General features: G+C 67.2%; 23 protein-coding genes. 13 read left to right on the forward strand and 10 right to left on the reverse strand.

What is annotated here, in order from left to right; translation table 11 throughout:
- The first annotated feature begins 111 nt into the window (after positions 1-111).
- From ACFWVD_RS11250 to ACFWVD_RS11270, 5 genes are read left to right on the forward strand one after another with little or no spacing between them, the layout of a single operon-like run.
- Positions 112-1,743, forward strand: a complete 1,632-nt coding sequence (locus ACFWVD_RS11250; RefSeq protein ID WP_379241903.1) for a hypothetical protein — start codon at positions 112-114, stop codon at positions 1,741-1,743.
- 42 nt (positions 1,744-1,785) lie between these two features.
- Positions 1,786-2,451 (forward strand): GntR family transcriptional regulator, encoded by a 666-nt coding sequence (locus tag ACFWVD_RS11255; protein ID WP_379241904.1) that lies wholly within the window; start codon positions 1,786-1,788, stop codon positions 2,449-2,451.
- A gap of 57 nt (positions 2,452-2,508) precedes the next feature.
- Entirely contained in the window at positions 2,509-3,891 is a 1,383-nt protein-coding gene (locus ACFWVD_RS11260; protein ID WP_379241905.1) for an allophanate hydrolase, read from the forward strand.
- Positions 3,888-4,571: a cysteine hydrolase family protein gene (locus ACFWVD_RS11265; RefSeq protein ID WP_379241906.1), complete on the forward strand. Its 684-nt coding sequence runs from the start codon at positions 3,888-3,890 to the stop codon at positions 4,569-4,571. Before ACFWVD_RS11260 ends, ACFWVD_RS11265 begins: the two co-directional genes overlap by 4 nt.
- Before the next feature lie 15 nt (positions 4,572-4,586).
- Positions 4,587-6,164 (forward strand): regulator, encoded by a 1,578-nt coding sequence (locus tag ACFWVD_RS11270; RefSeq protein ID WP_379241907.1) that lies wholly within the window; start codon positions 4,587-4,589, stop codon positions 6,162-6,164.
- A 15-nt stretch (positions 6,165-6,179) separates the two neighbouring features.
- On the opposite strand, the gene ACFWVD_RS11275 is transcribed toward ACFWVD_RS11270, so the two are convergent.
- Complete coding sequence (locus ACFWVD_RS11275) at positions 6,180-7,028, reverse strand: SDR family oxidoreductase (RefSeq protein ID WP_379241908.1); 849 nt, start codon at positions 7,026-7,028, stop codon at positions 6,180-6,182.
- 98 nt (positions 7,029-7,126) lie between these two features.
- Between ACFWVD_RS11275 and ACFWVD_RS11280 the strand changes: the two genes are divergently transcribed.
- Positions 7,127-8,008, forward strand: a complete 882-nt coding sequence (locus ACFWVD_RS11280) for a DUF5995 family protein (RefSeq protein ID WP_379241909.1) — start codon at positions 7,127-7,129, stop codon at positions 8,006-8,008.
- A gap of 6 nt (positions 8,009-8,014) precedes the next feature.
- Here ACFWVD_RS11280 and ACFWVD_RS11285 read toward each other — a convergent pair whose 3' ends face one another.
- A complete protein-coding gene (locus tag ACFWVD_RS11285) occupies positions 8,015-8,947 on the reverse strand; it encodes an NAD-dependent epimerase/dehydratase family protein (protein WP_379241910.1) in 933 nt (310 codons plus the stop codon).
- Between the two features lie 93 nt (positions 8,948-9,040).
- Positions 9,041-10,768 (reverse strand): GMC oxidoreductase, encoded by a 1,728-nt coding sequence (locus ACFWVD_RS11290; RefSeq protein WP_379241911.1) that lies wholly within the window; start codon positions 10,766-10,768, stop codon positions 9,041-9,043.
- Between the two features lie 97 nt (positions 10,769-10,865).
- On the opposite strand from ACFWVD_RS11290, the gene ACFWVD_RS11295 reads away from it, so the two are divergent.
- The 5 genes from ACFWVD_RS11295 to ACFWVD_RS11315 all read left to right on the forward strand — a co-directional run bounded on the left by ACFWVD_RS11295 (position 10,866) and on the right by ACFWVD_RS11315 (position 14,978).
- Entirely contained in the window at positions 10,866-11,579 is a 714-nt protein-coding gene (locus ACFWVD_RS11295) for a MerR family transcriptional regulator (protein ID WP_379241912.1), read from the forward strand.
- Positions 11,580-11,587: 8 nt separating this feature from the next.
- A complete protein-coding gene (locus tag ACFWVD_RS11300; protein WP_379241913.1) occupies positions 11,588-12,325 on the forward strand; it encodes a TetR/AcrR family transcriptional regulator in 738 nt (245 codons plus the stop codon).
- Positions 12,326-12,384: 59 nt separating this feature from the next.
- Entirely contained in the window at positions 12,385-12,978 is a 594-nt protein-coding gene (locus ACFWVD_RS11305) for a hypothetical protein (RefSeq protein ID WP_379241914.1), read from the forward strand.
- A 61-nt stretch (positions 12,979-13,039) separates the two neighbouring features.
- The gene (locus ACFWVD_RS11310; RefSeq protein WP_379241915.1) at positions 13,040-13,855 is read left to right on the forward strand and encodes an NAD(P)H-binding protein; all 816 of its coding nucleotides are present in this window, start codon (positions 13,040-13,042) and stop codon (positions 13,853-13,855) included.
- 124 nt (positions 13,856-13,979) lie between these two features.
- Positions 13,980-14,978, forward strand: a complete 999-nt coding sequence (locus ACFWVD_RS11315) for a diiron oxygenase (protein ID WP_379241916.1) — start codon at positions 13,980-13,982, stop codon at positions 14,976-14,978.
- A gap of 4 nt (positions 14,979-14,982) precedes the next feature.
- Here the strand turns inward: ACFWVD_RS11315 and ACFWVD_RS11320 are convergent, their stop codons facing one another.
- Both ACFWVD_RS11320 and ACFWVD_RS11325 read right to left on the reverse strand, forming a co-directional pair.
- Positions 14,983-15,705: a TetR/AcrR family transcriptional regulator gene (locus ACFWVD_RS11320; protein WP_379241917.1), complete on the reverse strand. Its 723-nt coding sequence runs from the start codon at positions 15,703-15,705 to the stop codon at positions 14,983-14,985.
- Between the two features lie 38 nt (positions 15,706-15,743).
- Positions 15,744-17,057, reverse strand: a complete 1,314-nt coding sequence (locus ACFWVD_RS11325) for a family 1 glycosylhydrolase (protein ID WP_379241918.1) — start codon at positions 17,055-17,057, stop codon at positions 15,744-15,746.
- A gap of 320 nt (positions 17,058-17,377) precedes the next feature.
- On the opposite strand from ACFWVD_RS11325, the gene ACFWVD_RS11330 reads away from it, so the two are divergent.
- The gene (locus ACFWVD_RS11330) at positions 17,378-17,860 is read left to right on the forward strand and encodes a nitroreductase family deazaflavin-dependent oxidoreductase (RefSeq protein WP_379241919.1); all 483 of its coding nucleotides are present in this window, start codon (positions 17,378-17,380) and stop codon (positions 17,858-17,860) included.
- Here the strand turns inward: ACFWVD_RS11330 and ACFWVD_RS11335 are convergent, their stop codons facing one another.
- The 3 genes from ACFWVD_RS11335 to ACFWVD_RS11345 all read right to left on the reverse strand — a co-directional run bounded on the left by ACFWVD_RS11335 (position 17,861) and on the right by ACFWVD_RS11345 (position 20,186).
- Positions 17,861-19,054, reverse strand: coding sequence for a site-specific integrase (locus tag ACFWVD_RS11335; protein WP_379241920.1), 1,194 nt, complete (start codon positions 19,052-19,054; stop codon positions 17,861-17,863).
- Between the two features lie 73 nt (positions 19,055-19,127).
- The gene (locus tag ACFWVD_RS11340; protein WP_379241921.1) at positions 19,128-19,367 is read right to left on the reverse strand and encodes a hypothetical protein; all 240 of its coding nucleotides are present in this window, start codon (positions 19,365-19,367) and stop codon (positions 19,128-19,130) included.
- Positions 19,368-19,496: 129 nt separating this feature from the next.
- On the reverse strand, positions 19,497-20,186 hold the full coding sequence (locus ACFWVD_RS11345) for a winged helix-turn-helix transcriptional regulator (protein WP_379241922.1): 690 nt from the start codon (positions 20,184-20,186) through the stop codon (positions 19,497-19,499).
- A 90-nt stretch (positions 20,187-20,276) separates the two neighbouring features.
- Between ACFWVD_RS11345 and ACFWVD_RS11350 the strand changes: the two genes are divergently transcribed.
- Positions 20,277-21,398: an acyl-CoA dehydrogenase family protein gene (locus tag ACFWVD_RS11350; protein ID WP_379241923.1), complete on the forward strand. Its 1,122-nt coding sequence runs from the start codon at positions 20,277-20,279 to the stop codon at positions 21,396-21,398.
- A gap of 38 nt (positions 21,399-21,436) precedes the next feature.
- Here the strand turns inward: ACFWVD_RS11350 and ACFWVD_RS11355 are convergent, their stop codons facing one another.
- Positions 21,437-21,877, reverse strand: coding sequence for a hypothetical protein (locus ACFWVD_RS11355; RefSeq protein ID WP_379241924.1), 441 nt, complete (start codon positions 21,875-21,877; stop codon positions 21,437-21,439).
- 1 nt (position 21,878) lies between these two features.
- Positions 21,879-22,481: a hypothetical protein gene (locus tag ACFWVD_RS11360; RefSeq protein ID WP_379241925.1), complete on the reverse strand. Its 603-nt coding sequence runs from the start codon at positions 22,479-22,481 to the stop codon at positions 21,879-21,881.
- Between the last annotated feature and the right edge of the window lie 216 nt (positions 22,482-22,697).

The following is a 22,697-nucleotide window of genomic DNA, read 5'->3' on the forward strand; positions in this document are numbered from 1 at the left end:
CGGCTTCGAGTACTCGATAGCGGCGTTTCGCCATTACGCTGACGAATGGATCTGACTGAACGCGACCCGCTCCACGGTCGCGCGGTCAGAGGGTGAGGAAGGACTACGGACGTGGCAAACGACGCCGATCGGTGGTGGGAGGCGCCCGGACTCTCCGGCCCGACCCCCGACCCCGCCGCACCACCCGCCGCGGACCAGACCATCCTGCGACCACCCAGGGGTCCCGAACAGCCCAGCGCCGCACCGCAAGACGGTGCGCAGCCGCCTGTCGGGCAACAGTCTGGAACGGATGATCAGCCACAGTGGCAGCAGCCAGGAACGGGACAGCCTGGCAGCGGACAACATCCGGTCGCTGATCCCACGGTGGTCGGCCAGCCGGGGATCGGCGGCCAGCCGTGGCAGCAACCCGGTCTCGGGCAGCAGCCGCAGTGGCAGCAACCCGGAACGGGACAGCCCGGTAGCGGGGAGTACCAGCAGGCGCCCCCGACAGTTTTCGGTCAGCCGGGGCCGGGCCAGCAGCCGTACGGTCAGCAACCCGGACCGGGGCAACCCGGCAGTGGCGAGTACCAGCAGGCGCCCCCGACTGTTTTCGGTCAGCCGGGACCAGGCCAGCAGTTCGGGGCACCGCAGCCCGGTAGCGGGGAATATCAGCAGGCGCCACCGACCGTGTTCGGTCAGCCGGTGGGCAGCGGCGAACAGCCGTACGGTCAGCAGCCGCAGTGGCAGCAACCATCCGGTAGCGGCCAGCACCCGTACGCGCCGGCTGGACAGCAGTTCGGGCGGCCAGGCACGGGGCAACAACCCTTCCCGCAGCAAGCCGGGATGGGCCAAGATCCCTACGCGCAGCAGCCGGGGATGGGCCAAGATCCCTACGCGCAGCACCCCGGCACAGGCCAACAGCCGTACCCGCAACAGCCGTACGGCCAGCAGTTCGGCTCACCCCAGCAACCCTTCGCCCAGCCGGGCTACGGTCAACAGCCCTACGGTTACGCCCCTGCCCCACAACCACTTCCGGCACCCCCACGCCGAGGCGGCTCGGGGAAGATCATCGCGGTCGTAGCAGTAATCGCCGTGCTGGCGATCGGCATAGCGGTCACGGTGGCGTTCGCGACCAGTTCGTCCGAACAGACCACTGCCGCACCGACTTCCACGACCACCGCCCCCGTCACCACCACAAAAGCGGCCCCACTATCGGGCACCAGCACCGCCCCCATCACTCCCGGCTCGAAGGGCGTGCTGGTCTCCAGCTATCGAGTCGCCTACGACGTACCGGCCGCCTGGAAGATCCACGCCTCCACCGACCCACTGGAAATCACCAACCAGTTCGGCACGATCGACGGACGCGGCCAAGCCACCGAGGGCGCCGCCTACTGCCCAGGCTCGGCCTATCGCGCCATGGCCGCAGTGACCTCGACCACCGAGAAGGACCCCGCAGCCGCGGCCACCGCCATCGCGAAAAGCTCTGCGGCAGGCGGCTATTCGGATGACACCGGCGGCAAGATCACCGCCGCTACCGCGATGAAGACCGACAGCGGCATCGAAGGCCAGTTCGTAGAATCCGCAGGCCCGTGGACCCCGTCGCTACCGGGTTGCACCGCCAACGCCTACTCCATCTACACCTTCGGCTTCCGCAACGCCGCCAACACCCTGCTGGTGCTGACCATCCTCGTCGACCGCAACGCCACCGGCGAGCTCACCGCCGACCAGGCCAAGACGATGATCAAAAGTCTGCGTCTGTCCTAGCGGCCGCGGCGGCATCGGGCGCAGTGTTCGTAGACTCGACTCATGACCGCAGCCGCATCGAACTCGACTGACCTGCCGGCGAGTCTGGTGGAGATGACCGCTGACCACGTCCGCGCGCAGGTGCTGGGCGGTGCGTTGGCGCCGGGGGAGCGGGTGGGTGAGGAGGCGCTGTGCGCGCAGCTGGGGATCAGTCGGGCGCCGGTGCGGGAAGCGTTGCGGCGCTTGGCCGAACAGGGGTTGGTCGAGCATCTGCCGCGCCGGGGATACCGCGTGGTGGTGTGGTCCGCGCACGACATCGTGCAGTTGTTCGAGGTGCGGCGTGCGTTGGAACAGCACGCGCTGACCACCGCGCTGCCGTGCGCGCAGTTGCGCCTGGGCGGCGTGCGCGCGGCACTCGAGCAGTTGACCGCCGCGGACAAGCGCAAAGATTGGGTTGCCCGCGACGACGCCCACCGCCGCTTCCACGCCGAAATCGTTGCCCTGGCGGGTAATCGGCAGCTGGACCTGGTGTATGAGCAGGTCCTGGTGAAGCTGCAACTGGCCATGGCACGCAACCTGCGCGAGGAAACCGAGGCGGGTGCCCGTCGTGATGGAGTGCGCAGGCATCAGGAACTGCTGACCGCCCTGGAGACCAACGACCCGGTGCGGGCCGAGGCGGCGCTGCGCAGGCACGGCGAGCAAACATACCTGAAACTCGGTATCTGCTAACACATCCGATACAGACCGCTACCACCGCCGTCACACATTCTGTCGACAATCGACAAGATGACAGGCTCTACGGTCACCGAAATTCTCGCCCAGCACCAAAGTGGCAGCGGCTCGCCGACCCGGACCGCCGCACGGGTGGCCGACGCGATGGCCGCGCGCGGCGACGACGGCACCTGGATCACCCCGGTATCGCGCGCGGAATTACTCAGTGCGGCAACAGCTATCGAACGTCGGCCGGGTGCTCGCACATTACCGCTGTACGGGGTGCCGTTCGGGGTGAAGGACAGCATCGATGTCGCGGGCTATCCCACGACCCTGGCCTGCCCCGACTACGCCTACGTAGCCACCCGCACCGCGCCCGCCGTGCAGCGGCTGCTCGACGCGGGCGCGCTGTTCGTGGGCAAGACCAATCTCGACCAGTTCGCCACCGGGCTCAACGGCACCCGAACGCCATACCCGGTGCCGCGCAGCGTATTCGGCGGTGACCTGATCAGCGGCGGCTCCAGTTCCGGCTCGGCGCTGGCCGTGGCGTTGGGTCAGGTGCCGTTCTGCGTGGCCACCGACACGGCCGGGTCGGGCCGGGTGCCCGCCGCGCTCAACGGCATCGTGGGCTGGAAGCCGTCACGCGGTCTGATCAGCACCGTCGGTCTGGTCCCCGCCTGCAAGTCGCTGGATTGCCTGACTCTGATGGCGACATCGATCGAAGACCTCGACCTGGTCGCCGACGTGATCATGGCGGTCGACCATGACGACCCGTGGTCACGTGCGCGGGGCCTACGATTTCATGGCGGCGCGATCCGACTCGGCCTCCCGGCCCCACGCGAACTCGAGTTCTTCGGCGACGAGGCCATGCGCACCGCACACCTGGCTGCGCGAGACCAGCTGCCACGCAATGGGTTCGAGTGTGTGGAGACCACCCTCGCACCGTTCCTCGCGGCGGGCGCACTGCTCTACCAGGGTCCCTGGGTCGCGGAACGGCTGGTCGAGTTCGAACAGTTCCTCACCGAACGCCCCGATTCGATCCTGCCAGTGATTCGGGAAATCCTGGACAGCGGAAGGACATTCAGCGCCGTCGACGTCTTCCGCGCGCAGCAGCGGTTGCAGCAGCTACGTGCGGAGGTCGCCCGACTATGGGACACGGTCGACGCGATCGTGGTGCCGACCATCGGCACCACCTTCACCGTCGCCGACGTGCTGGCCGACCCCATCGCCACCAATACCGTGCTCGGCCACTACACCCACTTCGGCAACCTGCTCGACCTCACCGCGATCGCCGTGCCCGCCGGCACCACGCGCGACGGAAGACCGGTGTCGCTCATGGTGTTCGGACCCGCGCTCGCCGACGACGTCGTCCTGGCCGCCGCCGCCCGCCTGCTGGACGAACCCCGTACCCCCACGCTGTACGACTTCGGACCGGTATCCCTCCAGGAGCGACGATGACCGAAATCCCCGCCACCCCAACGCCGTTGCCCTTCGACCCGGCGACCACCGCGCTGGTCGTCATCGACATGCAGCGAGACTTCCTGCTGCCCGGCGGTTTCGGCGAAAGTCTGGGCAACGACGTCACCTTGCTGCGCGCGGTCATCGAACCCCTCACCGAACTGCTGGCCTGCGCCAGAGCCGCCGGTATCACCGTCATCCACACCAGGGAGGGCCACCTGCCCGACCTGTCGGACTGCCCACCGGCAAAACTGCGGCGCGGCAACCCTTCTCAGCGCATAGGAGACCCCGGCCGTTTCGGTCGGATCCTGATTCGCGGCGAATACGGCCACGACATCGTCGACGAACTGGCACCCATCGCCGGTGAGACCGTGATCGACAAACCGGGCAAGGGCGCGTTCTACGCCACCGAACTAGCCGATGTGCTGCAACAGAATTCGATCGCCACCCTGCTCGTGGCCGGCGTGACCACCGAGGTCTGCGTGCACACCACGGTCCGCGAGGCCAACGACCGCGGCTACGAATGTGTGGTCGTCGCCGATTGCGTCGGCTCCTACTTCCCCGAGTTCCAGCGCGTGGGCCTGGCGATGATCGCCGCCCAGGGCGCGATCTTCGGCTGGGTCGCGGACTCCGCGGACGTCATCACCGCACTGACCACCACAGCTCCCGTCACGGCTTAACGAACAGGATCCACGATGTCGGTCGACACGTCGAAAACTACCACCGCCCCCGAACCCCCACCGCCACTGGCACTTCCGTGGTGGACCAGGGGCGACACCAATGCCTTCTTCGGACTGGCCTTCAACATCTTGGTCAACGTGCTCACGTTGACCACCCTGACCATCGCCGTGGTGAAGATCCCCAGCACCGATGTGCTCGGCACGGTCTTGCCCGCGCTCGGCGTGGCCCTGGTGCTGGGCAATCTGTACTACATGGTGCTGGCCCGGCGCCTGGCCCGCCGCGAGGGACGGTCCGACGTCACCGCGCTGCCCTACGGGCCGAGCGTGCCGCACATGTTCATCGTCGTGTTCGTGGTGATGCTGCCGATCTACCTGGCAACCGGAGATCCGCTGCGGGCGTGGGCCGCCGGCCTCGCGTGGGCCTTCATGATCGGCGTGATCGTGATGATCGGCGCGTTCGTCGGCCCCTACATTCGCAAGGTCACCCCGCGCGCCGCGATGCTGGGCACCCTGGCCGGTATCTCCATCACGTTCATCGCCATGCGCCCCGCCGCGCAGATGTGGGAGGTGGCCTGGATCGGGCTGCCGGTGCTGGCCATCATCTTGGTCGGCTTCTTCACCGACGTGAAACTGCCGGGCAATATCCCGGTCGGCCTGGTGGCACTGCTGGTCGGCACCGCGATCGGCTGGATCGGCGGGTACATGTCTGTACCCGACGTCGCCCAGGCCGCCGGCGACATCGCACTGGGTCTGCCCGATCTGCGCCTGGGTCTGCTGTTCGACGGCCTGAGCAACCTCGCACCGCTTTTGGCCACCGCCATCCCGCTGGGCATCTACAACTTCACCGAAGCGATGAGCAACGTGGAAAGCGCCGCGGCGGCGGGCGACAACTACAACCTGCGCAGTGTGCTGCTGGCCGACGGCTTCGGCGCGGTGATCGGCGCGGGCTTCGGCTCCCCGTTCCCGCCCGCGGTCTACATCGGCCACCCCGGTTGGAAGGACGCGGGCGGGCGCACAGGCTACTCACTGGCCAGCGGCGCGACCATCGCAATCATGTGTCTCCTAGGCCTTTTCGGAGTGCTGGCGACCCTGCTGCCGATCCCGGCGATCGTGCCGATCCTGCTCTACATCGGCCTGCTGATCGGCGCGCAGGCCTTCCAAGCGGTGCCGCGCATCCACGCGGTCGCGGTCGTGGCCGCACTGCTGCCCAACCTCGCGGAATGGGCCGTCACCCAGATCGACAACGCGCTGGCCGCCGCAGGGACTTCGGCGGCCGAGGTCGGTTCGGACGCACTGGGCCAAGCCGGTGTCGTCTATGACGGGCTGAAGGTATTCGGCTCCGGCGCGGTGCTGGCCGGCCTGGTGTTGGGCGCGATCGTCACGTTCATCCTCGACAAACGATTCCGCGCGGCGTCAGCGGCGGCGCTGATCGGCGCGGCGTTGAGCTGGATCGGCCTGATCCACGCGCACGCGGTCGAATGGGCCGCCGCACCCGGCGTAGCGCTGGGATACCTGCTGTTCGCGCTGGTCTGCGCGGCCTACTCGCTGGTGCCCAGCGCGGCAATCCCCGAGGCGGACACGGTCGACGTGTGACAGCTGGCGACTACCTCAGGACTTGTCTGTCAGGGTCTCGAGGTGGTCGCGAAAGTCGGTGGCCGGATGGCCGGTCAGATGTTGGACCGCGTCGGTGACCTGGTCGAGGTCGCCCTGCGCGATCGCGGTGTAGGTGCTGACCCAGCCGTCGACTTCCCATTTCGGTGCGTTGTACTTCGCACGGGAGGCGTAGGCCTGGTCGACAGTTTGGTCGACGTACCGGTACGGGCGGCCCAGGATTTCGGTCATGTCGGCGGTGGCGGTGGCGAGATCGAAGGCCCGTGGGCCCGTGACGTCGAAGGTCTTGCCATGGTGTTCGGTCGAATCGAGTACTGCCGCCGCACAATCGGCGACGTCGCCGCGGGTCACCGCGGCGACCTTGCCGTCGCCCGCGGGGCCTTCGATCACGCCGTTCTCATCGGCGAAGTGGGGGATGATGTCCTGGTACTGGTTGTCGCGCAGGAAGGTGAAGGCCAGGCCGGAGGCGCGGATGGCTTGTTCGGTGTACCAGTGGTCGCGCCCGAACGTGAAGGTGCTGTCCGGGGCCGCACCGACAAACGACAGGTACACGATTCGTTGCACGCCCGCGTCTTTCGCGGCCCGCACGACCGCGATTTGTTGGTCTGCTCGGTCAGCGCTCTCGGTGGCGGAGACGAAGAAGAAGGTCTGCACACCGTCGAGGGCGGCGGCCACGGTGGTCGGATCGGCGAAGTCGATGGCCGCGGTGGTGGCACCGTCGATCGGGGCTATGTGGTCGACGTTGCGCCCGAGCAGTCGCAACCGCGCGCCGGACGGTGCCAGTAGCCGCGCAACGCGGCCGCCGATATGTCCGCTGGCTCCTGAAATCGCGATCGTCTCCGGCATCGGTCCAGCCTAGGGGCCAGGACGGCCGGAGACCCCGACACGCCGGTGATCGTGCGCGTCGAAGCGACGAACCGGGCAGCAGGTGGTGGAATCGGCGCGTGCGCGTATCCAGTGGAATAGCCGCCTTCGTCGCGGTAGTCACCTTGGCCCTGCCTGCGGGTCCGGCACAGGGTGCTGTGCGGGACACCGCGTGCGGGTCGACCCTGTCGCCGACCGACGTCGCCGAAGTCGCGCGCCTATCGGACACCTCGGCGATCTCCGGCGCCGGCAGTCTGGACCGGCTCGAGGACGCGGTGGCGCGGCATCATCGGATCACCGAGATCCTGGTCGAGCACCGCGATCTGCGGGGGTTGTTCGCGATCGGCCTCGACGGTGTCGAATATGCCGCGGTGATGCCGATGCAGCGCGACCCCGCGGCGTTCGCGGATCGCGAGTACGCGCACGCGATCAGCTTCGACCTGCTGCGTAGATTCCTCGACAACCTGCACGCGGAATTCACCGGCGGGACCGCGGAACCGCAATGGGCGCACTACTTTTCGCTCGCGCAAGACTGTGGTGCCTCGCGCGCCCGCACCGCCATGGCCGGGTACAACGCGCATCTCACTGTCGATCTGACGAACGCGGTGGCGGCGGTGCGCAGCAGGCCGGACAACGCCGGGGACTACTTCAAGATCGTGGCAGGCATCGCCTCGGTCGGTGACGTGATCGTCGACCGCACCAAAGCTGCCTACGGCGCCGACCTCGGCCCACTCTGGCGGTTCTACTTCGTCGGCGAAGGCCTGGACCAGCTGTTCGGTGCCGGTGTGGCGACCGAGCAGATGCTCATCGCGGCAGACCTCGGTGCGAATACCGTGATCTTCACCAACGGCCTAGCCCTGCAAGACCCAGCGTTGGCGCCCGTGATCCGCGCCGAGATCACCGCCCTGTGGCAAGCGGGCGACCTGGCCTTCGAAGCATTGGCCCGCATCAACGCGCTGTGAACCCGCTCAGCGGTGGAATCGAATATCGGCGGCAAGTGGGTCGGCACTGATGTCGTCGAGCGAGAGAAGTTGGTGGATCCAGGTGGGAGCCGACACCGGATTCCGGATCAGCGCACGAACCGTAATCGCGGCAACCACCGCCGTGGCCAGCGATTGCCCCCGACCGGTCGCGGACCTGGTCGAACCGTCCGCGGCCCGCGCCAGCGCCACCCACCGATCACTGCTGCCGGGCATGTGCGCCGGCGCCACAGCCTGCAAGAACGGCGCCCACGTCAGAGCCTCCAGGCCGAGCGTGTCCAGCCGAGAATCCAGCCGCAGGTAGGTGCGCACCGGAACCCCGAACTCGCGGGTGAGCCGGTGCTGATCGGCGAAGTCGGCGCGCACCGCCGGAAATGGCCGATACCCGGCATCGTCGGGCAGGGAAAACCGTTGCCGCCCAGTGAAATTGCGGACACTCGTGCCGTCGGCATCGGGAAAGCGCTGTCCGAGAAGCTGATACGTCCAGGCAGTCGCGGCAGGCCCGTGCGCTTCCCCGGAGCCCAGCCCGATCATGATGTCGACCGGCCCACGCTCGTGCGCGAACGCGTCCACGGCCAGCAGAGTCGTGAGCCCAGGCGCCAACCCGACACCGAGCACCACGGGACCCTCGACATCCTCGAGCGCCCGGACATAACCCGAAGTCGCCGAAATATCGACGAACACGGACCCACGCTCGACACAGAGCCTTGCGAGCTGAACATCCTCGGCACCAACACAATTGACCACCACGGTCACCCCCGCGAGCCCGGCTTCGACACTGGCACTGTCACCGATATCGACCACCCGATCCGACCTGCCCGGATCACGCCCCGCAGACTTCACGGAGACCCCCTCGCCCCGCAGCAACCGCACCAGATGCGCCCCGACCGTCCCATACCCGCCCAGCACCAGCACCGTCATCGAAGATCCTCCCGATCGTCGCCTTCGATGCTAACGAGAACGGCCCCGGCTCGCGGCATGAAACCGCAAGGCCGGGGCCGCTTTCCGCAAGAACTACCCCGCGGTCTTCTCCGAGCTACGGATCTCCACGATCGGCAGAATCAACGCGGCAGGCGCACTCGCGGGCACCACCGGCCGGTTCGGCCGAACCGCCGAGATCTTCGCGTACCCCTCGCTCTGCTCGGGCCGAGTATCGACCTCGCCCTTGTTCGGCCAGTACGCCGCCGCGCGCTCGGCCTGCGCGGTGATGGTCAGCGACGGGTTGACGCCGAGGTTGGCCGACACGGCCGCACCGTCGACAACGCTGAGTGTCGGGTACCCGTACACCCGGTGGAACGCGTCGATCACGCCGTGCTCCGGATCGGCACCGATCGCCGCACCACCGAGGAAATGCGCGGTCATCGGCACATTGAACACATCACCCCAGGTGCCACCGGCAACGCCGCCGATCTTCTCCGCGACCCGTCGGGTCACGTCGTTGCCCGCCGGAATCCAGGTCGGATTCGGTTGTCCGTGGCCCTGTTTGGAGGTCAGCTTGCGGCCGCCGAACAGGCCGCGCTTGGTGTAGGTGGTGATCGAGTTGTCCAGGTGCTGCATGACCAGCGAGATGATGGTGCGCTCGCTCCAGTTCTTCACGCTCACGAACCGGAAGAAGGTCAGCGGGTTGGACAGCACCAGCCCGAGGAACCGCAGCCAGCGCGGCACCCGGCCGCCGCCGTCGACCATCAGCGTCTGCAACATGCCCATCGAGTTGGAGCCCTTGCCGTAACGGACCGGCTCGACGTGGGTGTCGGGAGTGGGGTGGATCGACGAGGTGATCGCCACACCCTTGGTGAAGTCCTGGTCGGGCCCCAGCGTCCTGGTCGCGGCGCCGACGATCGATTCGGAGTTGGTGCGGGTGAGCAGACCCAACTGGTTCGACAGCTTCGGCAGCGCACCTTCATCGCGCATCGCGTGCAGCAACTTCTGCGTGCCCAGCGTGCCGGCCGCGAGCACCACGTGCTTGGCGGTCAAAGTCTTGGGCGCCTTGCGAACCCACGCACCGGTGCGCTCGGTGGCCACATCCCACGTGCCGTCGGGCAGCGGCCGCATTGCCGACACCGTGGTCATCGGAATAACCTGCGCGCCAGCCTTTTCCGCGAGGTACAGGTAGTTCTTCACCAGGGTGTTCTTGGCGCCGAACTTGCAGCCGACCATGCAGTCGCCACATTCGACACAGCCGGTGCGCTCGGGCCCGGCACCGCCGAAGTAGGGGTCGGCCTCGGTCTCGCCCGGCGTTCCGAAGAACACGCCCACAGGCGTCTGCACGAACGTTTCGCCCACACCCATGTCCTCGGCCACAGCTTTGAAGATCTCGTCGGCCGGAGTCATGTGGGGATTTGTCACAACACCGAGCATCTTCTTCGCCTGCTCGTAATAGGGCGTGAGCTCGGCGCGCCAGTCGGTGACCTCGCGCCACTGGGGGTCCTGGAAGAACGGCTCCGGCGGCACGTACAGGGTGTTGGCGTAGTTCAGCGAACCGCCACCCACGCCCGCGCCACCCAGGATCAACACGTCGCGCAGCGGGTGGATGCGCTGGATACCGTAGCAGCCCAGCTTGGGTGCCCAGACGAATTTGCGCAGGTCCCAGCTGGTTTTGGGCAGTTCGTCATCGGCGAAGCGGCGGCCCGCCTCGATGACGCCGACCTTGTAGCCCTTCTCCACCAGGCGCAGCGCGGTGACACTGCCACCGAAGCCGGAACCGACGATCAAGACGTCGAAGTCGGTGGTGCGCTCGGACATGGGGGCTCCTCGATCGGTGTCGACAGTGACCTGGGTAACGCTAACGCCGACAGTCGGGACTGTCAAAGTCGGTTCCGAGCCGTCCTATGCTGGTCGGGTGCCCCGATACACCAGAGCGGAACTCGCCGACGTCAGCGGCGTCGCGGCGCGCACCATCCGCTACTACCACTCGCTGGGCGTGCTGCCCAAGCCCGGTCGCGCGGGCAAAGAGGTCGTCTACACCGACGAACACCTCGACCGTCTGCGCGACATCGTGGCCATGCAGGCGCGCGGTCTGCGCCTGGACGCGATCCGCGAGGTGTTCGACACCGAACCGCAGGCCGGTGACTGGCGCACCCTGTTCGACCCGCGCGCGGGTCAGTCCGTGGAACGTTCGTCACAGGTCGACGACGCCGAACTCATCGCGATGCTGGGCGACCGCGGCACCGACGTGCTCACCGAATTGATCTCGGCCGGCTACCTCGAGCGTCGCGGGCTGCAATGGTTCATCGAAGACCGCACGATGTTCAAAGCCGCGCTGGTGCTCTACGACGTGGGCACCGACATCACCCTCAGCGGCGAATTACGCACGCTGATCCAGTCGCGCATCGCCGCGCTGGCCGACGACGTGGTGCGCACGGTGCGCGACGCCGCGGGCACCGGATACGGCGGCGAGGGCGTCGGCGTGGACCTGAGCCGCTTCCGCGACCGACTGCTGGCGATGGCATGGGAGGTCGGCGGCGCCACCCTCTCCGCCGAGATCGAACGCGCCGCCGCCGAAGACGACACGGTCCGCCACCGTGACCGGGCGCCGGCCGCGAGTGGGCGATGATCGGTGACATGAGCACCGACCAGCCGGGTCCGCGCGCACTGGCCCGCGCGCGCACGATCGCCGACATCAAACGCATCGGCCGCGAGCACCTGGCCACCCACGGCGCCGCGGCGTTGTCGCTGCGGGCGGTCGCGCGTGATCTGGGCATGGTGTCCTCGGCGGTGTACCGGTACGTGAGCAGCCGCGACGAACTGCTGACCCTGCTGGTGGTCGACGGCTACAACGCGCTGGGCGACGCCGTGGACGCCGCCCTGGCCGACGCGCCCGACGATCCCGCGACCCGTTTCCGTGTCACCGCGCGAACCGTGCGGGAATGGGCGTTGGCCGAACCCGCTTGGTACGGACTGCTTTTCGGCACCCCCGTCCCCGGTTACGCCGCTCCCGCCGACGACACCGAGGCTCCGGGCGTGCGCGTGATCGCGACCCTGCTCGGCATCATCGACAGCGCTTTCCGCCGAGGCCAACTGACGTCCGGTCAGGACCTGGCGATGTCCCCGAAGACCTCAGCCGACTTCGCCACGATCCGCGAACAGTTCGGCCTGGCCGCCCCCGACCCCGTCATCGCCGCCGCCCTCACCGCCTGGACCACCCTGTTCGGCGCCGTGAACTTCGACGTGTTCGACATGTACGGCCGCGACACCTTCGCCGATCGCGCGGAAATATTCGACCTGAATATCGACCAGCTGCTGCGCCTGCTCGGCTTCGTCGTGCCGTGTCCACAAGGAGTGGACCGGTCGGTACGGTAGCGATCTGAAGAGTTCCCGCGGTATGTGGGGAGAGGAATGTGTGAACGGAGGTGCGGCCAGTGAATTCCCGCGAGGAGATCTTGCGCCGAGTCCGTGATGGGCTGCTCGACCTACCCGAGGACGAGCGCCGGGTGCCGCTGCGAAGATCCGCCGGTCGGCACGCGGTGGTGGACCCGACCGAGCGCGCGGAAGTGCTCGCCGGATTCATCGAACGGTTGCGCGAGCACGGATCGGTGGTGCGCACCGTCGACGTCGCGGGCCTGCCCGCCGCGGTCGCCGACGTGCTCTACGGCATGAGCGTGCTGACGGTGCTGGCCGCGGTCGAACCCGGTCCGGCCTGGCTGGACCACTGGGCCAGCGCGCCGGGGCACAAGGTCGTGCACGCGGGCTCGGACGAGGTCGAACCCGGCGAGGCGATAGTGCGCGACGCGGTCGCCGGTGACGCGTCGACCGGCTCACTGGCCATGGACCTGCAGGGCGGTCCCACCACGCCGGTGGCCCTGCCGCAAGTGTGCGTCGTGCGCGCCGACCGGGTGTTCGTCTCCCTACCCGAAGCGCTGGACGACCTCGACAAACACCGCCCCCTGATCTGGCAGGGCGGCCTCGGTGACACCGAATTGGCCCGCCAACTCGTGGTTCTGCTCGTCGAATAGTCAACTTTTGTTCAGAGGTGCTCGAGCGCCGAACCTGTTGAGCGCTGCGACAATTCAGCTCATGATTCTGGTAACAGGCGCGACCGGAAATGTCGGCGCGGAAGTTGTTCAGGCCTTGGCCTCCACAGGAGATGCCGTCACGGCGATGGTGCGTGATCCCGCGAAGGCAGTGCTGCCGGGCGGCGCGCACGCGATCGAGGGCGACCTCACCGCACCGCAGACACTGAACTTCGACGGGGTTCGCGCGGTGTTCCTGCTACCCGGCTATCCCGGAGTCGCGCAGGCTGCCGCCAAGGCGGGCGTGCAGCACATCGTGCAACTGTCGGGCCTGTCCGCCGCGACCCGCGACACTTCCAATGCCGTCACTCGCTACATGGTCGCCGCCGAGGACGAGGTCACCGATTCGGGCGCCGCATGGACCATCCTGCGACCGTGCGCCTTCGCGTCCAACGCCCTGCGCTGGCTTCCTCAACTGCGAGACGGCGACGAGATCCGCGCGCCGTTCCCCACCGTTCGCACGGCCGCGCTCGACCCGCACGACCTCGGTGCGGTGGCCGCCACGGTCCTGCGCGCCGACAGCCATCACGGTGAAATCCTGTGGCCCACAGGCCCTGTCGCGTTGACGCCCGCCGAACAGGTGGCGATTCTGGCCGAGGTGACCGGGCGTGCGCTGACCTGCCGTGGCCTCACCGATGACGAGGCTCGCGCGCAGCTGCTGGAAACAACGCCCGTGGAGTACGTGGACGCGTTCTTCGATTTCTACGTCGCCGGCGTCATCGACGAGTCCGTTGTCCGCCCGACCGTCGAGCAGGTCACCGGCCGCCCACCGCAGCCTTTCGCCATGTGGGCCGCTCGCCACGCCGACGCGTTCCGCTGACGGCGGTCGCGAACTGTTACCTTGGACGGGTTGTCTGAGACTGGCAGTCTCAGTTACTCTTGTGGCAACGGTGTGACAGCGCTAACAGGGTTGTGCGCATCGAACGCGAACCGAGGAGGCACCGATGACGCTGACCGAATCGAGCCGTGGTGGATTCATCACCGAGCAGTATCGAGATGCGCTGGCGACCCTGTCGCAGGGGTCCGTCGACCGCAATTTCGATCCTTACCTCGACATTGATTGGGATTCGCCCGAGCTCGCCCTCGACCCGAACGACGTGCGGTGGGTCCTGTCTCCGGAAGCGGACCCGCTGGGCGCCACCCAGTGGTACCGCGACCAGCCGCTGGACAAGCAGATCGCGATCGGCAAATGGCGCACCGCCAATGTGGTCAAGGTCGGCGCCGCGTTCGAATCCATCCTGATCCGCGGGATGATGCAGTACATCATGAAGCTGCCCAATGGTTCGCCGGAGTTCCGGTACTGCTTGCACGAGATGACCGAAGAGTGCAACCACATCCAGATGTTCCAGGAGCTGGTCAACCGGATCGGTGTCGATGTGCCGGGCATGCGACCGGTGTTCCGGGCGCTGTCACCGCTGATCGGCGTCGCGGGCGGTTACGCGCACACGATTCTGTTCATCGGCATCCTCGGTGGCGAGGAACCCATCGATCACTATCAGAAGGCCTTGATCCGCGAGGGCGCGTCGATGCCGCCGATGGTGTTGCGCACCATGCAGATTCACATCGCCGAGGAGGCGCGGCACATCTCCTTCGCCGGTGACTTCCTCGCCGCGCACGTCGCGCGGATGGGCAAGTTCAATCGTGGCGTGTGCTCGGTGGCCTTCCCGATCGCGATGCGCTGGTTGGCCGGGGAGATCATGGCGCCGGGGAAGTCGTTCGGGCGTGAGTTCGGGATTCCCGACGAGGTGATCGAGCAGGCGTTCTGGAAGTCCGACCACTCCCGCAAGATCCTGTCGGGCTACTTCGGCGACATGCGCAAACTGGCGTACGACCTGGAACTGATGAACCCCACGGCCAAGTGGTTGTGGCGCAAGCTCGGCGTCGACGGACCGGTGTCGCGGTATCGCAGCGAACCCGAACGCAGCGCGCGGCACGCCGCCTGAGGTTTCAGGTACCGGCGATCAGTTGCGTGATGATCTCGGTCAGCTGCTGATCGGGATCCAGCGTCAGGCCGTGGCGGCGCGCGACGCCGTCGACCACGTGCCAGGCGTAGGAGGCGACCTCCTCGATCAGTTGGTCCCTGGTCAGCGCCGGCTCGGGGTCGTTGGCCCAGCGGGTGACGGTGGCCTCGGTCATCGACACGATGGCGAAGGTCATCGTGTCGACCGAGGTGTCGTCGGTGACGCCGACCACCCCGGCCAGTCCGGTGACCAAGGCCCTGGTCGACGCCGCGATGGTGGCGATCAGGGCACTCATCCCGTCGACATCGGGATCGCTCTCCGACGGTCCGGTGCGCAGGAACTCGCGCAACCGGGGATGGTCCTGGATCCAGCTCACGACACCGTCGATCGTGCGAACCAGGATGCTGTGAATGGAACCCTCGGCGATGTCGAGTGAGTCCTCGATCTGGGCGACGAACCGGTCGGCGATCTCGCTTCTGATCCGGCGATCGAGCTCGTCGCGGCCGGCGAACTGCCGGTAGACCACCGATTTCGCCAGCCCCGCGTGCTCGGCGATCTGCACGATCGGCACCTCGACCCCGGCCGGTGCCTGCTCGATCAACTCGACCGCGGCCAGCACGATCCGCTCCCGGCGGCTGTCGTTGTGCGGCTGCCATCGGGCTTGCCTGCCGCTCACGGCACTGTCGGGACGTGACGCTGCGCTCGACACCCGCCCGAGTGTAGAGCACACATCGCTGGGTCAAACCGCTACCGCGGCACGGAGACAGGATCGGTGCAACTGGCGAGCCCGTCGACCAGCGAGCACGGGGCGACGGGGCGCGTGGGTCGGTAGTCGGGGCCGACGCCGCCCGCCTCGGTGATCGCGCGGTAGGCCGCCACCGCGTCGGTCGGGGTGCGGGTCAGGGTCGGGTCGGTCAACACGTCGACGGTGTAGAGGCCGAAACGTGGTGTGTAGGAACCCCATTCGTAGTTGTCGGTCAGGCTCCAGTAGTTGTAACCCATCAGCGGGATCCCGTCGGCGACCGCGCGCTGCAACCAGTAGACGGTGTCGCGCAACGAATCCGCGCGGGTGTAGCCGTCGGCGCGCGGGCGGCCGTTCTCGGTGGGGATGCCGTTTTCGACGATGTAGAGCGGACGGCCGGGGAACTTCCGCGCGTAATGGTCCAGGGCGTAGTAGATGCCTTCTGGCTGAAGGGGAATCGTCCACAGTCGGTCCGGATCGGGGACCTGCAGTTGGGTGGGGGACAGGCCGTAGTAGTAGTCGATGCCGATGTAGTCCAGGCGCGCGGAGATCCGGTCCAGCATCGGTCCGCTGATCGCGTCGTCGACGGCGGGGATGTAGGCGACGTTGCTGGTGACCTGGGCGCCGGGCTGTACGGAGTGGATGTAGTCGTAGATGTTGTTGTGCGCTTGGGCGATTCGGTCGCCCATGGTGAGCACGTCGGTGATGCCGATCCCGCCGTGCCGCAGATCGTTGAGCAGATAGAACGTCGGCTCGTTGAACGTCACCCACAGCGGGTCGGTGCCGGCGAACCGGTCGACGACGCGACGCGCGTTGGTCAGCCAGTTCGCGACGATGCCCGGGTCGCCCCAGCCGCCGCGGTCCGCCGCCCAGCCCGGATACACCCAGTGATCCAGAGTTAGCATCGGCCGCATCCCGGCCTCGGTGATCGCGCTGACCACATCGTCGTAGAACTCGAGCGCCGCTTCGTCCCAGACGTCGGGTTGCGGTTGGACCCGCGCCCACTCGATGCCGATGCGGTACACGCGCACACCGAGTTTCGCGGCCAAGGCGATGTCGGAGCGGTAGCGAGTGCGGAAGTCGACCGAGTTCAGATACGGGTCCGCGGTACTGCCGGATTCGACATAGCGGCGCCAATTGCTGTCCGGCGCATCACCTTCGGCCTGGAAGCCGGAAGCTGCTACACCCCAGAGGAATTCGGGCCCCATCGGTGCCAGTTGGGCCGGCGCGGGTGGTCTCGCGAGAGCGGGGGAGGTGCTGGTCGTGAGCAGCACCATGGCGAGGGTGGCGAGGAGTCTGCGACCGGTGGGGGAGGGCATGGCACTCCTGGCGACTAGAGGAAGGGGAGTGGACCCAGTGTGCGACATCGAGATGGTCAGGCGGGGGAAATAGCGCGGAGCGGCGGGGTTGGGAGGCTGTCGAAATTGAAAAATACATCGGCTTACCTAGATATGCGCATCTAAACATGTGTCCGCCGATCGGCCACATTCACGCGCAACAGTCTTCGACATGTTCTCACCAAACCGAGAACTCACCAGCACAGACAGGGAAGGGCCTTGCCCGCGCCGATCGAGTGAGTTGTCTCTCAGCACCCCGTCGTGGGTGGGCGAATCAGGTTCGCTCGAGCCAAGATTCGGGGATGGTTTGGAATCCCTCGCAGCGCCTCGCCCGAGTCATTGCCGCGCAGCCGTGGGCCATGCACGGCGCCGGATTCGTCCTGCCTGCCGAGCGCCTGCTGCGCCGGATCACCGGTGGCCGCCGAGGTGTTCTCGACCTGGCCGGCCTGCCATCGATCGAGATCACCGTGGTCGGCCGCAAGTCGGGCCTGCCGCGCACCACCTCGCTGCTGTGCGTGCCCGACGGCGACGGTTTCTACCTGGTCGGCTCGAACTGGGGCAAGCCCGAACATCCCGCATGGTCGGCGAACCTGCGCGCGGCGGGCACCGCGTCGGCGTGTTTCAACGGCAGCTCCGCGTTCCCGGTCAGCGTCGCGCAGGTGCACGATCCGGAACGGAAGCGCGTGTGGGATCAGGTGGTCGAGTTCTGGCCCGGCTACGAGATGGAATACAAGCTGGCCGCTGGTCGCGAGTTCCGGATCTTCCGCCTGGACCGCATCGCCTGATCAGAGTCCGAGTTTGGTGACCGCGTTGTCTTCGAGCGGGTTCGCGGTGCGGATGTAGCCGTGGACGGTGCGCGGGTTGGACCACCGGCCCTGGCGCATGATCTCGCGGTCGCTGGCGCCGCCGAGTGCGGCCTGGGTGGCGAAGCCGGCGCGCAGGGAATGTCCGGAGAACAGGTCGGGGTCCAAACCGGCGCGGGCGGCATACCTTTTGACGAGTTCGGCCACGGCCCGCCCGGACAGTGCCGTGTCGCCGATGCCGCCGTGTCGGTTGATCGTGGGGAACAGCGGTCGGTTTTCGTCGACGCTCAGTGGGGTACCGGTGAATCCGTGGCAGCGGTGGATCGTGATGTCGGAGGTGAGGTTGTTGTCTAACCAGGCGCGGACGTCACCGTGCGCGTGAACCTCCAGTAGGCGAACCCAATCCGCGTACGCGCAGATCGGGCACGTGCGCGGGTGCTTTCCGCGGGGTAGGGCGATGCGCTGTTCGGCGACGCCGGTCGGGTCGGTCTTGGTCGTGGGAAGGTGCACCACGAGCAGCGGTTCGCCGGTGGTGTGGTCGGTGCGCGCGTGCACGTCGCTGATCCGAAGCCCGGCGAGTTCGCTGCGACGCAGAGCGCCCGCGAACCCGACCAACAGTGCCAAAGTGTCCCTGCGCCGCGCGGGTTCGGTGGGCCAGCCGGGCGCGGGGAGTTCGGCGAGCAGTTGGTCGAGGGTGTGCAGCAGGACCGGTCGTTTGCGGGTCGGCGGGGTGCGGCGCGTGCGACGGATGCCGCGCAGAGTCAGCCGGACAACATCGGAGCGAGTGGGCGAGAGAAGTCCGTTGGCGGCATGCACAGCCGCGATGGCGGCGGACTTGCGATCCAGGGTCGCCGGGCTGAATGCCCAAGCGCCGGTGTCGCGTCGCGCGTCCGCGGAAGCGGCCAGGTACACGGCCACATCCAGGGGGTCCGCCGGAAGTGCTTGCCGCTGTTCGACCGCGCACCATCCGGCCCAGGCGATCCAGTCGGTGCGGTAGGCGCGCAAGGTGTTCGCCGACTGCGAGGCTTCCAGGTAGCGACGAAGCGCGCCTGCCTGGTTGTCGTCGAAACGTTCGCGGACCAGGCGCAATGCGGCGGTGTCGACAAGAACGCTGCGCACTCCCCGGCGCAGTTCGGTCCGCACCTGTTCAGGAAGCACGACCGATGCGTCGCTCACCCTCGCCACTCCTCGCGTGAATCAGTCTGTCGTCGATGACTGCTGGCTATTCAGCCTAGTCACCGGCGCGACGTCACGGCATTTCCTCGAGTTCGGCGAGCTGGGTGTGGATGTAGGCGGCCAGGCGATGACGGGCCGCGCCGGTGAGGAAACTGGTGTCGCCCAGGCGCGGGAAGTGGTCGTCGACCGCTTCGGGCTGCGCCTGCGTGGCTTCGGGCGATTCGCCGACTAGTTCCAGACGTGCCGGATGTTGCTGGGGGAGAGGAACACTCGGTTCGTCCGGTTGTGTGGTTGCTGCTCCGGTACGTCCCATGCTTGAACCCTAACGTTTTGGTTACGGCGGTTGCCAACATGACACGGCATGTAGTGATTACTACCACGTTTTGTTCCCTGCAGTTCATGACTCCAGGTAAAGGTGCCCTGCGGCCCCCGACTTTTCGTGTTACGACGCGCGGGCGGGCCGCACGGATTCAGCGACATACCCAGCCACCGGGCTCAGTTTCAACACCGCGGGCATCCGTCGAGTGAGCGCGGGCGGCCCGGTGAAGGTGACCCGGCCGGTGCGCTGCGCGTGGGTCAGCGGCATCCGCCCCAGCCACACTTCGTACAGGCCGGCGACATCGGCGTCGATGATCACGTCGACCGGATAGCCGGGGTCGGTCTCGCACACCGACGGCACCGCGGCCTCGACCACGATCCAGAACCTGCGCACGTCATCGGTGAATCGCACCTGCAGCACCTGCCGTCGACCTGGCAGCATGGAGGTGTCGACCCGGCCGTGCATCCACCACACCAGCAGTGCCGCATCCAGTTCCTCGTCCTGCGGTGCGCCGAACGTCCACCGCGCGCCCCACTCGCCCAGCCTGAACAGGATCGGTTCGAGCTGCCTGCCCGCCTCGGTGAGCAGGTACTCGGTGCCGAGTTTCTCGATGAGCCCGGCCCGTTCGAACTGGCGCAGACGCTTGGCGAGCAAACTGCGCGACAGACCCGGCAGGCCGCGCGCGAGGTCGTTGAAACGGGTCGTGCCCACGAACAGGTCGCGCAGGATCAGCAGCGACCACCGTTCGCCGAGCACGTCCAGGGCACGCGAAATCGGGCAGTACTGGCCGTAGCCAGGGGTTGGGCTTGTCATGGTCACCTCGCCGACGGGGTCCAACTTCTGGACCGGGGGAGTCCACTTTCTGGACTATCTGGTTATCGCGGCGCTTCCTACCTTCGAAACATGACTTCCACAATTTCTGACACCACGTCCAGCACCGACCGGGTTGCGCTGGCCCGCGAGATCGGTGAAACCTTGCGCGCCGAGGTCCCCGCACGGGACCGCACCGGCGAAATCTCCGTGGCCGCGTTCGATCGATTGCGGTCCAGTGGGCTGTCGGCGGCGCTGGTGCCGGTCGAGTTCGGCGGTGGGGGTGCGTCCCATGCGGAGATGGGAGCGATCCTGCGTGAACTGGGCAGGCACGACCCGTCCACGGCGGTGGCGTTCGCGATGCATTCGCACCTGGTGGCCGCGCAGGTGTGGCGACACAACCACGGCATCGACGCCTCGGCGGTATTCGCGAAGGTGGCGGGCGGGGCGATTCTGGTGAGCACCGGGGCCTCGGACTGGGTCGAATCCAACGGGCACGCCGAACGCGTCGAGGGCGGGTATCGGGTGAGTGCGCGCAAGGTGCCTGCCAGCGGGTGCGAGGTCGGCGATGTACTGGTCACCAGCGTGCGTTTCGACGCCGAGGTACTGCACTTCGCGATCCCGCTGACCGCCGACGGCGTGAGCATCGACAAGACCTGGGACTCGTTCGGCCTGCGCGCCAGCGGATCGCACACGGTCGTGCTCGACAACGTGTTCGTCCCCGAAGCCGCGATCTCCCTGACCCGCCCCGCCGGTCCATGGCCGCCGGTGCTCAATGTGGTTCTCGGAGCGGCACTCCCACTGATCCTGGCCGCGTACCTCGGCGTGGCCGACGCCGCCGTAGACCTCACCGCCCACCTGATGCAGGGCCGCACCGAACCCCACACCATCCAATCCGCAGGCGAGATGCTCAACGCCCACACCACCGCCGAAGACCTCGTCACCGCCATGTTCACCGACGCCGCCAACCTCACCTTCCCCAACACCGACACCTACGCCGCCCACACCCTGAGCCGCAAAACCGTAGCCGCCGACGCCCTCATCACCACCCTGCGCCTGGCCATCGAAACCACCGGCGGCGCAGGCTATTCCCGCTCCTGCGACCTCGAACGCCTCTACCGAGACATCCACGGGGTCCAATTCCACCCACTGCCCCGCGCGAAGCAGACTCGGTTCAGCGGGCGAGTTCTATTGGGGCACAGTCCACTCGGGTGAGCAGGAGGGGGTCATGCTGCCTGATGACCCCCTCCTGCTCACCTGTAAAGGTGACCGGTGACGGTTGGGTCGTTGGCCAGGACGAAGTCGACGACTGCCCAAAACTCTCGCAGGCGAGGATGAACGAGCCCGTCCTCGCGCGAGAGCACCACACCGTGGACTTCATCGGCGGATCCGTCCAGACATGCCTGGACGAGACTTGCCGCCGGGGCCGGACTGTTCTGCACCGGCCCGACGCGGCAACCGAAAGTCACGTGGTCGTCGGCGGTTTCGGCGCCCCAGGTGCCGAGGATGACGTCGATCCAGGTGTCGTGATCCTGATCCGCGTGGTGATAGCTGTTGGCGAAGTACGCGGCGTAGGCGTCGCCGTCGCGGAAGATCATGTTCCAGGTCCGCTCGATCGGCTCGTTGCAGCACGAGCATTCGTAGCGCGCGATCTGCCGTTCGTCCGGGTCGGCTGTCAGTTCGTCGGTAGGCATGTCAGGCGGCCGCCGGGACCGGGCGGTTGTCCAGGTAGGAGATGGCTTGTTCGCGGCGGGTTTCGTCGGGGCTGGTCAGGCTCCAGAAGGCGCCGAACAGGCCACGACGTTGGTACCGGGCGCGGCGTTCGAGGTCGAAGAGCGGGTTGAGGAATTCGCGTCCCAGCACTGTTGCCAGGTGTGCGTCCGCGCGGTGGATTATGCGCCTGGACCAGACTGCCATGCTCCCGAGATAGGCAACCGTGAACAGCGTCAAGACGATGGTGAGGTTCGGAACGATCGACACCGACATTTCGAACAGCGCGAGCTCGACCGCGAAAACAGGCACGCTCAGCAGGAGGAACGCGACGGCGTACTTCCACATCGACACCCTGACCATATCCGCGCGCACGACGGCGGCCGCGAGCGCGGCTTCCTGCTCCGCCTCGGTCAAGTCGTCATATCCGGCACCGATCGCCACGACCGGCTGCCATACGAGCGCTCGAGTCCACACCCCATCCGGAAACCAGCACCGCGGCAAGCGGGCCACCTTCACCTGCGGTGTCCGTACCTCGAGTTTGCCGGCGAATTCCGCCGCTCGAGCCCTCAATAGATCTTGATTCACCGCCATATGATCCGCTATGCAGGCGAAATTCGCGTGCTGAGGGGTGCGTTCAGGTGGTCTAATCGCCGGGTGATGATGATCGCGCGACTGTGGTGGCCGTTGACCTAGCGGCTGACCGAGTTGTGCGCGGCCGCCCTGTGGGTGGCCAGATGTGTTGTGACGACGTCTGTTCCGGTCCCGGGGTGGTCCCCTGAATGGAAGGAATAGACATGACCG

The sequence above is a fragment of the Nocardia sp. NPDC058666 genome, assembly GCF_042714895.1.
Taxonomy (GTDB): domain Bacteria; phylum Actinomycetota; class Actinomycetes; order Mycobacteriales; family Mycobacteriaceae; genus Nocardia.